General features: G+C 59.0%; 14 protein-coding genes. 10 read left to right on the top strand and 4 right to left on the bottom strand.

The genetic code is table 11. From position 1 onward, the window contains the following. The first annotated feature begins 149 nt into the window (after positions 1-149). The 9 genes from dmpE (at position 150) to RLQ26_10445 (ending at position 8,275) form a co-directional block, all read left to right on the top strand. A complete protein-coding gene (gene dmpE / locus RLQ26_10485) occupies positions 150-938 on the top strand; it encodes a 2-oxopent-4-enoate hydratase (protein ID MEQ9089151.1) in 789 nt (262 codons plus the stop codon). A gap of 26 nt (positions 939-964) precedes the next feature. Continuing rightward, a complete protein-coding gene (locus tag RLQ26_10480) occupies positions 965-1,873 on the top strand; it encodes an acetaldehyde dehydrogenase (acetylating) (GenBank protein MEQ9089150.1) in 909 nt (302 codons plus the stop codon). An 11-nt stretch (positions 1,874-1,884) separates the two neighbouring features. Then, positions 1,885-2,937 carry a 4-hydroxy-2-oxovalerate aldolase gene (dmpG, locus tag RLQ26_10475; GenBank protein MEQ9089149.1) on the top strand — a complete coding sequence of 351 codons (1,053 nt, stop codon included), beginning with the start codon at positions 1,885-1,887 and terminating at the stop codon, positions 2,935-2,937. Positions 2,938-2,983: 46 nt separating this feature from the next. Further along, positions 2,984-3,772, top strand: a complete 789-nt coding sequence (gene dmpH / locus RLQ26_10470; protein ID MEQ9089148.1) for a 2-oxo-3-hexenedioate decarboxylase — start codon at positions 2,984-2,986, stop codon at positions 3,770-3,772. A 238-nt stretch (positions 3,773-4,010) separates the two neighbouring features. Further along, a complete protein-coding gene (locus RLQ26_10465; GenBank protein ID MEQ9089147.1) occupies positions 4,011-4,622 on the top strand; it encodes a DsbA family protein in 612 nt (203 codons plus the stop codon). Between the two features lie 35 nt (positions 4,623-4,657). Continuing rightward, positions 4,658-5,488 (top strand): alpha/beta fold hydrolase, encoded by an 831-nt coding sequence (locus RLQ26_10460; GenBank protein MEQ9089146.1) that lies wholly within the window; start codon positions 4,658-4,660, stop codon positions 5,486-5,488. Positions 5,489-5,756: 268 nt separating this feature from the next. Beyond that, positions 5,757-6,578: a DUF3891 family protein gene (locus RLQ26_10455; GenBank protein MEQ9089145.1), complete on the top strand. Its 822-nt coding sequence runs from the start codon at positions 5,757-5,759 to the stop codon at positions 6,576-6,578. 30 nt (positions 6,579-6,608) lie between these two features. After that, positions 6,609-7,382, top strand: a complete 774-nt coding sequence (locus tag RLQ26_10450) for an SDR family NAD(P)-dependent oxidoreductase (protein MEQ9089144.1) — start codon at positions 6,609-6,611, stop codon at positions 7,380-7,382. A 14-nt stretch (positions 7,383-7,396) separates the two neighbouring features. After that, on the top strand, positions 7,397-8,275 hold the full coding sequence (locus tag RLQ26_10445) for an aminotransferase class IV (protein MEQ9089143.1): 879 nt from the start codon (positions 7,397-7,399) through the stop codon (positions 8,273-8,275). Between the two features lie 22 nt (positions 8,276-8,297). Here the strand turns inward: RLQ26_10445 and RLQ26_10440 are convergent, their stop codons facing one another. Genes RLQ26_10440 through RLQ26_10425 form a run of 4 tightly spaced genes read right to left on the bottom strand, consistent with a single transcriptional unit; the run spans position 8,298 to position 11,614 of the window. Next, entirely contained in the window at positions 8,298-9,338 is a 1,041-nt protein-coding gene (locus RLQ26_10440; protein MEQ9089142.1) for a zinc-binding dehydrogenase, read from the bottom strand. 28 nt (positions 9,339-9,366) lie between these two features. Then, positions 9,367-9,729 (bottom strand): metal-sulfur cluster assembly factor, encoded by a 363-nt coding sequence (locus tag RLQ26_10435; GenBank protein ID MEQ9089141.1) that lies wholly within the window; start codon positions 9,727-9,729, stop codon positions 9,367-9,369. Continuing rightward, positions 9,726-10,781 (bottom strand): amidohydrolase family protein, encoded by a 1,056-nt coding sequence (locus tag RLQ26_10430; GenBank protein ID MEQ9089140.1) that lies wholly within the window; start codon positions 10,779-10,781, stop codon positions 9,726-9,728. The genes RLQ26_10435 and RLQ26_10430 overlap by 4 nt, the downstream gene beginning before the upstream one ends. Before the next feature lie 41 nt (positions 10,782-10,822). Continuing rightward, positions 10,823-11,614 (bottom strand): acetoacetate decarboxylase family protein, encoded by a 792-nt coding sequence (locus RLQ26_10425; protein MEQ9089139.1) that lies wholly within the window; start codon positions 11,612-11,614, stop codon positions 10,823-10,825. 121 nt (positions 11,615-11,735) lie between these two features. Here RLQ26_10425 and RLQ26_10420 point away from each other — a divergent pair, with 121 nt between their 5' ends. Next, entirely contained in the window at positions 11,736-12,644 is a 909-nt protein-coding gene (locus RLQ26_10420) for an amidohydrolase family protein (GenBank protein MEQ9089138.1), read from the top strand. Positions 12,645-12,670: the final 26 nt, after the last annotated feature.

Below are 12,670 nucleotides of genomic sequence, written 5' to 3'. Positions count from 1 at the left end.
ACAGTTCTGTCCGTTCCGCGATCTGCCCGGTCCGTCAGCTGGACCGAGTGGGCGGTTCGACAAAATCAGTCCTTGTCCGGCCGTCTATATTCCCGCAATGACACGGCCTGCCAACGAGGCAGGCCCGCGAACGAGAGTCGCCAGGTTCTATGGATACGAAGCAGATAAACAAATTCGGTGATGAGCTTTTCGACGCCGTCCGCAGCGCGACGCCCGTTCTGCCGCTGACGGAGCGGGACAGCAGTATCACGATCGAGGATGCCTACAAAATACAGGAACGGGTTATCAGCCGGCGCCTGAAGGACGGGGAAGAGATCGTCGGCTGGAAGATCGGCGTGACCAGCAAGGCCGTCATGAACATGCTGAATGTCAACCAGCCGGATTTCGGGCACCTCCTGTCCGGCATGGTTTACGGTGACGGTGACGTCTTGCCGACGAACTCGCTGTTGCAGCCGCGCGCGGAAGGCGAGATTGCCTTCATCTTGAAAAAGGACCTTGCTGGACCCGGCGTGACGGCGGCGGACGTGATCGCAGCCACGGATTTCGTTATGCCGTGCTTCGAAATCGTCGATTCCAGAATCAAGGATTGGAAAATCAAGATCCAGGACACCATATCCGACAATGCGTCGTCCGGGCTTTTCGTCCTCGGTGGAACCGCGGTTGGTGTCGACGAAGTTGATCTTGGTGTTTGCGGCATGGTCCTCGAGAAGAACGGCGAGATCGTTGCGACCGGCGCGGGCGCCGCGGCGCTCGGGTCGTCGCCGGTCAGTTGCGTAGTCTGGCTTGCCAACATGTTGGGCAGTCTGGGCATCACGTTGCGGGCTGGGGAAGTCATCCTTTCCGGCTCTCTTGTGCCATTGGTGCCGGCACAAGCCGGGGACCACCTGCGTGTCGAAGTCGGCGGCATCGGCTCGGCCAGCGTCAGGTTTGAAGAGTAATTCGGTGTAAGTGAAGGAGCGGCGCAATGGCCAAGATCAAATGTGCGCTTGTTGGTTCGGGAAACATCAATACCGACCTTTTGTACAAGCTAAAGCGAAGCGATGTCCTCGATCCAGTGTGGATGGTCGGTATCGACCCGAAGTCGGAAGGCCTCGCGCGGGCTGGCGACATGGGACTCAAGACCACCCCCGATGGAATCGACGGCCTGCTGCCGCATATCAAGGATGACAATATTCAGATCGTGTTCGACGCCACGTCCGCCTATGTGCATCCGGAAACGTGGAACAAGCTCAAGCCCTACAATGTCGTTGTCATCGACCTCACGCCGGCGGCGATCGGCCCGTATTGCGTGCCACCTGTCAATCTCAAGGATCATGTCGGCAAGCGGGAGCTTAACGTCAACATGGTCTCCTGCGGCGGCCAGGCGACAATTCCGATGGTGGCAGCGGTATCGCGCGTACAGCCGGTGAAATACGGTGAAATTGTCGCGACCGTGGCCTCCAAGTCCGCCGGCCCTGGCACGCGAAAGAATATCGATGAATTCACCAGGACGACCGCCGATGGCATCACAAAAGTTGGTGGCGCCAAGGAAGGCAAGGCGATCATCATTCTCAATCCGGCGGAGCCACCCCTGATTATGCGGGACACGGTGCACTGCCTGACAGAGACGACACCCGACGAGGCAGCGATCACCAAGTCCATTCAGGATATGCTGAAGGAGGTACAGCGCTACGTCCCCGGCTATCGGATCAAGGAAGGCCCCGTTTTCGACGGAAATCGGGTCTCCATCTACCTGGAGGTGGAAGGTCTCGGGGATTATCTGCCCAAATACTCGGGCAATCTGGACATCATGACAGCGGCCGCGGCGCGGACCGGGGAGATGTTCGCCGAGGAGCTCCTCGACGGCTCGCTGGTTCTTGAGCCGGCTGCGTAAGGAGGCGCCTCATGGATCTCAAGGGAAAAAAGGTCACGCTCCACGATATGTGTCTTCGCGATGGGATGCACGCCAAGGCTCATCAGATCTCGTTGGAGCAGATGAAGGCGATCGCCAAGGGCCTCGACGAAGCCGGCGTTCCCTTGATCGAGGTGACGCACGGCGACGGCCTGGGTGGCTCGTCGGTGAATTACGGATTCGGTGCTTACACGGACGAGGAATACCTTCGCGCCGTCATTCCCGAGATGAAGCAGGCCAAAGTCTCCGCATTGTTGTTACCGGGGATCGGGACCGTCGACCATTTGAGGATGGCACGCGATTGCGGCGTCCACACGATTCGTGTGGCGACCCATTGTACCGAAGCCGACGTCTCCGAGCAGCATATCGGCCTGTCCCGCGAGCTTGGCCTGGATACGGTCGGATTTCTCATGATGGCCCACATGATCGGGCCCGAGGAAATCCTTGAACAGGCAAAACTCATGGAATCCTACGGGGCCAACTGCATCTACTGCACGGACTCGGCAGGAACCATGCTGCCAGACGATGTGACGGCACGTATTTCACTGCTGCGGCGTGAATTGAACCCCGACACTGAGCTCGGCTTTCACGCGCATCACAACCTTGGCATGGGGGTGGCAAATTCGCTGACCGCCATAGATGCCGGTGCGAACAGGATCGACGGGTCGGCCGCCGGACTGGGCGCGGGGGCCGGTAATACGCCTCTGGAAGTCCTTGCGGCGGTGCTCGAACGCATGGGAGCGGACACCGCGGTCATGGGAAACAACAAGGGGATCGATGTCTACAAGCTCATGGATGTTGCTGAAGAGCTTATAATTCCCCTGATGGATCAGCCTATCCGCGTTGACCGGGATTCCCTGGTGCTGGGGTATGCAGGCGTCTACTCATCCTTCCTTCTGCACGCAAGACGGGCCGAAAAGAAGCATGGCATTCCAGCGCGCGATATTCTTGTCGAACTGGGCCGTCGGGGGACGGTGGGCGGTCAGGAAGACATGATCGAGGATCTCGCACTCGAAATGAAACGCACACGCGAGGCGGCGGCCTGAGGGCCGAGCCCTCCCCGGATTCGAAAAAACAGGGAAAATTCAAAATATGGCGCTATCGGCAAAAGTAATTGGGGCCCTCGCTGAACGGCTGGAAGAGGCGGAGCTGAACGCAAAGGACGTGACCAAGATCACGGACGAATACCCGGACATGGATTGGGAGGATTCCTACGCCATCCAGTACGCCATTCGGGACAGGAAAATTAAGCGGGGACACAAGATTGTCGGCCTCAAGATGGGGCTTACCTCCCAGGCGAAAATGGCACAGATGGGAGTGTCTGATCCGGTCTACGGATTTCTTGCCGATTATTTCAGCGTTCCGGATGGGGGAACGGTCAATACGAAGGAGTTGATCCACCCGAAGATCGAGGCTGAAATCGCCTTTGTCACCAAGGCGCCGTTGAAAGGCCCGGGATGCCATATCGGGTCGGTGCTGGCGGCGACAGATTTCGTGCTGCCGGCGATCGAGATCATCGACTCGCGCTATCGGGACTTCAAATTCGATCTCAAGAGTGTAATTGCCGACAACACGTCGTCTGCCAGATTTGTTACGGGCGGGCGTTCCAAGAGCGTGCGGGACGTCGATCTCAAGACTTTGGGGGTGGTTGTCGAGAAAAATGGCAGCGTGGTCGAGTTGGGCGCCGGCGCAGCCGTGCTCGGCCATCCGGCCATGAGTGTGGCGATGCTGGCCAATATGCTTGGACATCGCGGAGAGGAAATACCGGCGGGAACCTTTATCATGACAGGCGGCGTGACGGCTGCAGTTTCCGTGAGTGCCGGCGATTCGATCGTGGCCCGATATCAGGGGCTGGGCTCGATTTCCGTCAACTTCGGATAACGGAATAGGGAAGCAGACGTCGAGAGCTTGTATGTCGAAATGTAAGAGCTCGTCGGCAGGACAGAGGCGCCAAATCCCCCAGGCCATCCCTGGGGGATTTTCTTATGTCCCGGATTTTTTTCACCTTGGGGTTTCTGGTGTGGCCCTGGCGGGATTTACCCGGGAGGGAACAGTCGCCCGTCTAACCGGGCTTTGCTATGGTGGGCCCAATGCATGACGTATTTGGAGGTCCCTGGCCGTGTCCGAACAGGCGAACGTTCGCGTTTTCTTCAATTTCCGAAGCCCCTATTGCTATCTCGTCTCCAAACGGATGTTTCGGCTTTTTGATAATTTTCAGGCCAATTTGGTATGGCGGCCCCTTGGCGGATGGCAGGGCCGCTCCGCGCCGGATCGGGCCAAGGTCAAGATCCCCGGGACTCGTCAGGACGTGGCACGCATCGGCCGCAAGATGGGGTTGCCGGTCAATCCACCGCCGATCGACACGGACCCAACCGCTGCCGGGGCGGGGTCTCTCCTCGCGGAGGAGAAGGGCCTGCTGCGACAGTACGTCGTTATGATGATGTGGACGGAGTGGGCCGAGGGTGAGAATATCGGCGATCTGGACGTGTTGCTGAAGGTTGGAGAAAAGATCGGGCTGGACCGCGATGAGCTGGCCGCGGCAGCAAGCGATAAGGCGCGTCTCAAACAGCTTGATGCCAATTGGGAAGAGGCTCAGGCCTCTCATGTGATCGGCGTGCCGACCTTCGTGTACGAGGACCAGGTGTTCTGGGGGAATGACCGGCTGGAGTATCTGGAAGACATTTTCCGTGAGAAGGGCCTGGTCAGGCCGGAAGCATCCACCCTTCCCTGACGGCCACGGCAAAAAAAAACAGAGGAACGAGAAGAATGGCTCAAAACGATAATCCGGAAATCGGCAAATTCATTCAGGCCGCCGGCATCGAGACCAATTACCATGACCTCGGATCGGGTGCGCCGCTTCTGCTGCTGCACGGCTCGGGCCCTGGCGTGAGTGCTTTCGCGAACTGGCGCCTCAACATGAATGAGTTGGCCGAGAACGCTCGTGTGATTGCCCCCGATATGGTGGGCTTCGGGTTTACGGAGCGGCCGGAGAACGTAACCTATTCCATGGAAAACTGGGTTGCCCACGCCATTGGCCTCATGGACGCGCTCGGTCTGGATCAGGTGGACGTGGTCGGTAATTCCTTCGGCGGAGGGTTGGCCCTGGCCCTCGGCGTTCGTCATCCGCAAAGAATTCGTCGCCTCGTCCTGATGGGTGCGGCCGGCCTTGAATTTGAGCTGACCAAGGGGCTGGACGATGTCTGGGGGTATACGCCGTCGATCGATTATATGCGGAAGATCCTGGATATCATGGCTTATGACCGGTCTCTCGTGACGGACGAACTCGCGGAAATCCGCTATAAGGCTACCATGCGTGAGGGCATCCAGGAGGCATATGCGTCCATGTTTCCGGCACCACGGCAACGTTGGATCAAGGCGCTCGCGCAATCGGAAGACGATGTTGCGGCGCTCAAACATCGCACTCTCATTCTGCATGGCCGTGACGACCAGGTGATACCGGTTCAGAACTCGATTCGCTTGAATCAGCTTATTTCTGATTCCCAGCTTCATGTTTTCGGAAAATGTGGTCACTGGACCCAGATCGAGCAGCGCAACCGGTTCAACAGGCTGGTCAGAGATTTCGTGGCGGAAGATTAAAAGACTGCCGGGTCAGGGAAGGGCCGATCCCTCAATGAAGCCACAAAGCACGGCCATTGCCGAGGACGCGCGGGTCGTGGGTCGCCAGACAACGCGAATCACTGAACCGGACGAAAATTAACCCCTTCCGGGACCGGGAGGCGAGGGCAATACCCCCGCGCTCACCTGTTGCGGGCCCCTGGGCCCATCACGCTCTTGTCCTGCCGCGCCTGGCGAGTCATGCTTGGACACGTGAACGTTCAACGAACAAGCATCGATGGAGCACGAGATGATTGTACAATCCGCTCCGGACGGCCAGCCGCATTTCCTCATTACGATGGCGCAACACACCCGGTTCGCGGGCGCGCTTGCCGAGGTGTTCGGCAATGAGCGATTCGAAAAGATTTCACCGAAAGCCGAGATGGAGTTCGTTATCGCGCATCATGACGCTGGCTGGGCCGCCTACGACGCCGCCCCCGGCCTCGATCGGGAAACCGGCCTGCCCTATAACCTGACCAGAACACCGCTCGACGATATCCTTAAGACGAGCAGCGCTTCGCCCGATTTCAACGAAGCCTATCATCCTTATGCCGGGCTTATCTCGTCCATGCACAGTTGGGGGCTCTATAACGGGCGCTATGGCTTGTCGGACAAGGTGCTTATGGAAAATTTTTCGGAGGATCAGAAGAAGCGGATCGCTCCGATGCTGGACCACGAAGTTGGCAGGCAGGCGCGCCTCGAAAAGGATCTTGCCAGCGATCCGGATGTGCGTGCGTGGATTTCTACCGATAAAAAAATGCAGAACTACAAGCAACTGCAATTCTTTGACACGTTCTCACTGTATTTCCATATGACCCATGCCGCGAACCGGAAAGCAATGCGGATCGAGCACGTGCCCTTGACAGCGGTGGAGGATGTGAGCGTAACCGTGACGCCGGTGGCTGATGGCTATGTTCTCGACCCGTTTCCCTTTGCTGAAGATCGGATCGAGGTCCCGTTCGAGGGGCGCTATCTGGCCGCTGGCGAATGTGAGACTGAAGCCGCCCTTCACCGGAGACTTGCGGATCAGGCGGTCGATTCCCAAAGCGTGACTCTTCTCGCGCCCCGATAAGCCCGGAATCACAGGAAAGGAAAAGCGAGCATGCGTTTTCAGGACAAGATTGTCGTCGTCACGGGGGCAGGCAGCCAGGTCGGCATTGGACGGCAGGCCGCCCTGGCGTTTGCCAGGGAGGGGGCGAAGCTGGGCATATGTGACCGGGTGCCGGAAGATCTTGAAAAGACCGTGACGGAACTTCGGAAGATGGGCGCGGACGTTCTCGGAGCCGTGACCGACGTCGCCAGCACGAATGAGGTCAACAAGTTTGTCGGTGATGTCGAAGACCGGTTTGGTGCGATTGATGCCGTCGTCAGTATCGCCGGGATCGCGCGGACAAAACCCTTCATGGACTTAACCGATGAAGACATCGAAGAAACCATGGGCGTCAATTTTGGGGGGACGGTCCGGCTCATACGCGCGGCCGCCCCGGGCATGGTGGATAATGGCGGCGGCAACGTGATCTCGATCTCCTCGGTTGCGGCCCGCCCCTGGGGCTGGAAAAATCATGCCCCCTATAGTGCCTCGAAGGCGGCCCTGGAAGGCCTGACCCGCGCGCTGGCGGTCGAATTCGGGCCCGCTGGGATCCGGGTGAACGCGATTGCACCGGGGATTATCCGGACGGCGATGAGTGCCGATCCTGTTAACTCGATCGGGGAGGAAGGTCTGGCGAAGATCCACGAGATCATTCCCCTCCGGCGGGTCGGAAGACCGGAAGAAATCGCCCAGGTCGCGCTGATGCTTTGCTCGGACGAGTCAAGCTATGTGACTGGGCAGACAGTTGTCGTCGATGGCGGCATCACGTTGGGAGATCTCGGGTAACTTGGGGGGTTGCGGTGTCATTCGATCCGATTGTTTACGTTAACGGAACTTACAGCCGGGCCAGCGAAGCCGGACTCTCCGTCTTCGATCAGGGATTCCTGCTGGGCGACGGCGTGTTCGACGTGGTCTCGGCCTGGAAGGGCCGGATTTTCAAGATGGACGAGCATATCGAGCGCTTTTTCCGATCCTTGCAGGCCGCGCGTCTGAATGTCTCGCTGACGAAGGATGACTGGCGCGATATCATCCTCGAGGTCTGCCGCCGCAATGATCTCCAGGATGCCAGCATCCGGTTCATCGTGACCCGGGGTGTGCCGAAAGAAGTTCTGGCTGATCCGAGAGACTTCATTCCGACTATTGTGGTCTGGGCGGTGCCGTACATCTTTCTTGCGGATGAGGAAACCCGGAAGAACGGCATTCGGCTGTATATCACCCATTTGAGGGGGATGAGTCCCGACACTCTCGATCCCGCCTTCAAGTCGCTCGACCGATTGCATTTCCAGCTTGCCCGCCTGGATGCCCTGGAAGCCGGCTATGACGACGTGATCTGGCTCAGCCGCGCCGGATACGTTCTCGAGGGGCCTGCCTCTAATCTCTTCCTGGTCAAGAACGGCGCTCTGATCACGCCCGGCGAGGAAATTCTGCCGGGCATCACCCGGGCCACGTTCATCGAACTTGCAGAACGCGAGGGCGTGCCGGTGCGCCAGCTCAACTTTACCCCTTTCGATCTTTACAATGCCGATGAAGTCTTCACCACCAGCACCGCGGGAGGCGCCCTTGCCGTGCGCGAGATCATGGGGCGGAAAATCAGCCAGGCGCCGGGGCCGGTGACGACGCGGCTTCAGGATGCCTATTTCCGGATGCGGGAAGCGGGCGAATATTCGACCGACATCTGACACCGGCCTTCGCGTGGAGAGCTCAGGGACAGAGCAGAATCTTCCCGAAGAAATTTCGGGAATCTGCCAACTCATGCGCCTTAGCCGCATCGGCAAGGGCGAAGCGGCTATGGATGATGGGACGAAGCTTCTTGGCCGTCACGAGCCGGAAGACTTCGGCAATCTGGCCCTTGGTGGCGCCATGGGTGCCCGTCATTGAAATTTCCTTACGGAAGAATTCAATAATATTGATCGGCACGGTCTCGCCCGCATGAGCACCGCAGGTGGCAAGCCGGCCGCCCCAGGCAAGGGCATCGAGGCTCTGTTGCAAGGCCGTTCCGCCGACACTTTCCACGACGGCGTCAACGCCTCGTCCCCGGGTGATATCCATGACCTCGGCCGAGATGTTCTTTTCCGTGTAGTTGATTGTGAAATCGGCGCCCAACTCTTTCGCTTGGCGCAGTTTCTCGTCCTGCCCGGCGGTAGTGATGACGGTGGCTCCGAGCAATTTCCCAATCTGGATCGCGGAAGATCCAATGCCGCTGCCGGCGGCATTCACGAGGACGGTTTCCCCGGGAATAAGACGGAGCTGCGTCACCATCATGTGCCATGCCGTGGCCATGGTGACCTGGACCGAGGCAGCTTCCTCGAAATCGAGTCCCTCGGGAAGGTGCAGCACGTTATGGGCGGCCACCTTGACGTATTCGGCGTAGCACCCGGGATGGGTCACGCCAAGAATTCCGCCGACGGGGCAGAGGTTGTCCAAGCCCTTTTCGCAATTGCAGACCGGCAGGTTGCAGCGCCCTGCGCTCAGGGCGAATACGGGGGCGACCCGATCACCTGTTTTGAAGCCCGTGACGGCGGTGCCGATCGCGGCCACGGTTCCTGCGGCCTCAAGTCCCATGATGTGGGGCTTTGGATGATCGATCCCGGACAGTCCCTCGCGGACGTCATGGTCAAAATGATTAAGGCCGGCCGCGTGGACCTGGATCACGACATCGCCGGGTCCGGGCTCGGGCGAGGGAACGTCTTCATACCGCAGCTTATCAACGCCGCCATGCTCGTGGATCACGATCGCTTTCATTGCGCCTCCAAGGGTCCAGGTATTCGGCTTAATTCTTCAGGCTATGCTCATGCCGCTTGAGCCTGTGCAGCGCCACGCCGCTAAGGGCCAGGGCAGAGGCGGCTTTCTCCGTAAGCCGCGCTTCGGTCCAGAGCGGTTCCCAGCATGGAACCACTTTCACGGAGGCGACGCCGGGGAGGGCTTCTATGGCATCGTAAATGCCGCTCACCACGACATGTGTGAACTGGCACCCTATCTCCGTAAAGGTCATGGTGACGGACACATGTCCGTCGTCCAGGTCCACGTCGTAAATCAGACCGAGGTCAACGACGGAAAGATCCAGGCCGACCGCCGCCATGCAGGGGTCGGCTACGCCACCTAGGGTATCCCAGATCGCCGCTCGGCTCGTCATCGGACGCGGGCAGACTCGTTGTGGACGGCGGACCAGGGCGCCCGCAGGCCATTCTGGAGGCGCGCCTCAGAAAAACGGTCATTCGCGATTTTTCGTCGTTGTGCCCCGATATCTATTCCATGCAAGCGGGCAAGCGTCCCGCCCAGGATTTTCGCCCGTATCTCGTCCGTCAACTGGAATGGCGATTCGGGCGGCATTTCGAAACGGCGGAAGGCCTCAAGAACAAGCTGGGGGTGTGGGTTCACGGCGGCAGAAGCATAGATAATTTTTTCCGTGCCTCCGTAAGCCATGAACTCGCTCAGAAGCCGGGCGAATTCCGGCGGGTTCAGCATGCAGGCGAGAAAGGAAGCTTCCATTGTGGCGTAAACGTTATCGTTGTTCAGGAGCAGGAATTTCGTTTCATCGACAAACAGAAATCCGGCGTGAACGATCTGGAAGTTGAGGTCGGGAAAACACTCGGCCGCATCCGAAATATCGCCCACGCCCATGGATTCGTGCGAAACGGGACCAAGCGGCAGAGCCTTGTGGATCGCAATATTGCGAATGCCCCGTTTTTCCGCCAGTTCGAAAATGGGGAAGGCCAGTTTTTCATCGTCCATGCGCCAGTAACGGGTATGGCCGTCGACGTAGCGCGCGGGGTACATCTTGATTCCGTCCGCCCCGGCGTCGAGCTGTGCGTGCAGCTCATCAAGCGACTTCTCGACATCGAACATATCCATCCGCGCATACCAGAGGACCCGGTCCGGATAGGCTTTTTTGAGATAGGCGCCCTTTTCGGCGCGCGCAAGGCCGTCCTCGAAGGCATCGAAGATCGGCAGGGAATGAGTGCACACCATGTCTGTCTCGCTTTCGAGAAGCATCGTCTCGATGAACTCCTCGGGGTCCCAGTCGCGGTGCCACTGTTCCCGGCTGACAGCGATATCGGGCGGATTGACGGCCGGATAGAAACTGTACATCACATCTGCGAACATCCGGCCAAACCGGCCGCGAAGATTGCCCGGATGAAAATTGTAGGGGTGAGTGACGCCGTCGATCACGAAAGGATCGGTCATGGCGCGGTCACTTCAGGTGACGCGTGGCGGTTACAGCGGGCCTACGCATCGACCAGACCGACTTGCCCCGGGACTTTGATGGCCGAGTCGATCTTCTCTTCCATCAATATTTTGCCCCAGCCTAAGGACCACTGGAATTTTCCATACCACGCATTGGTGATCGAACGCGGCTTCAGCCGGTCCAGCCCGGAAGATCCGGGATCGCCCATTTCCAGCCAGCCCTTGCCCATCCAGCATTCCTGCATATTGAAATCTTCCAGCGTGACCCAAACGAGCTGGCGCAGGGAGGGCCAGTCAGGGTCGGGGCTCGGGATATGGCGCATAAATGCCCAATCGGCGCCGAATGGCAGATCCGCCATCGATCCCTGTCGGTCGATGGTCATCGAGAGAGACATCATGCGCCGGCCGTCGCGCTCCAGTGTGCCGGCCACCGAATTTGCATGCCGGCGGAGCTCGCCGTCATCGCAGATCAGCTTGGGCATCCCATAGATTTCGCGGCCCGCAATCAATGCCGTGTCGGTCGACGTCCAGATATAGGGCACGGTGATGGCGGTGCGGCCCTTGTATACGACGGGTTGGAGGATCGCTGCCTCATGATAGGCCAGCGAATGGGAAAGCTGCGAGTTATCGCCGACAAAGGCAATCAGCCGGTTGTGGTCCGCCGCTTCGAAGGGCGGGGGAGTAATTCGCTCGATCTCTTCCCGGTCGGCCTCGAACTCGACCATCAGGAGTTCCGCCATCAGCATCGGATAGGGCGGCGGGCCGAAGGGCGGACTCCAGTTCGGCATGAGAAAACCGTTTGTCGACTGGTGCTTCTTCGTGCTTAGCGCCATTTTCGCCTCCCTCTGATACCGGTTTTATCTTGCCAGCCCCCACAGCCATCTCGCAATATCAGAATACGTATTTTCCCTAATTCCCAGGCGCTCAACGTCGAAATGACGCGGGAGGTCAAGCATGTCGGCTGCGAAAGAGACGATGTCGGGGGCGATTGATATCGTCTGTAACCCTTTCACAGCGAGGGAGCTTGATCTTGGCCAGACGGGCTTCGGCCCCGAATTCATGGACCAGGTCCGCATGCCTGACGAAATGCGCCGGGGTATTTCCCTGGAATCCTATATCGAAAAGATGGACCGGGCGGGGATTGCCCGCTCTCTTCTGATCGCGGTCCGTGCCGGCGACATCCGCATGAAGGGCTCGGTCGAAATCCCCTATGCACAGGTGGCCGAATACTGCAGGGCCTTTCCGGACCGCTTTTCCGGACTGGCGGGGGTGGATCCGTATCGGGGCATGGACGGTGTTCGCGAGTTGGAGGAAGCCGTCACGGAATTCGGCTTTGTCGGGGCGCACCTCTATCCGCATTGGTTCGGGCTGGCGCCGGATCATGCGAAATATTACCCGTACTATGCCAAATGTTGCGAGTTGGGCATCCCGATCATGATGCAGGTGGGTCAGAACCTCGTTTACAATCCGGAGCGCCCGCTCCCCAGCGTCGGCCGGCCGATCTGTCTCGACCAGGTGGCAATTGATTTTCCCGATCTCAAACTTCTGGGGATCCATATCGGGGTGCCGTGGACCGATGAGATGATTGCGATGGCCTGGAAGCACCGCAACGTCTATATCGGCGTGGATGCCTATGCGCCGAAATACTGGCCGGAGGCGCTGGTGCATTATCTCAACACCTACGGGCAGGATAAGGTGCTTTTCGGCACGGATTGGCCCGTGATCGATCCGGAACGGGCTGTCGAGGAGATCGCGGCCATGAACATCCGGGAACAGCCATTGCGTAAGCTGATGCGCGAAAATGCCCTCAAAGTTTTTGACTTGCCAGGAAGCCGCGCGAAGACAGCCCGGGCGGCTGAATAAGCGCGAGCGGCGGGCACGAGAAAAGG

The organism is Alphaproteobacteria bacterium, from assembly GCA_040220875.1.
Lineage (GTDB): Bacteria > Pseudomonadota > Alphaproteobacteria > JAVJVX01 > JAVJVX01 > JAVJVX01.
The sequence above is the reverse complement of the archived record's forward strand: the minus strand, read 5'-3'. Positions and strand labels throughout refer to the sequence as shown.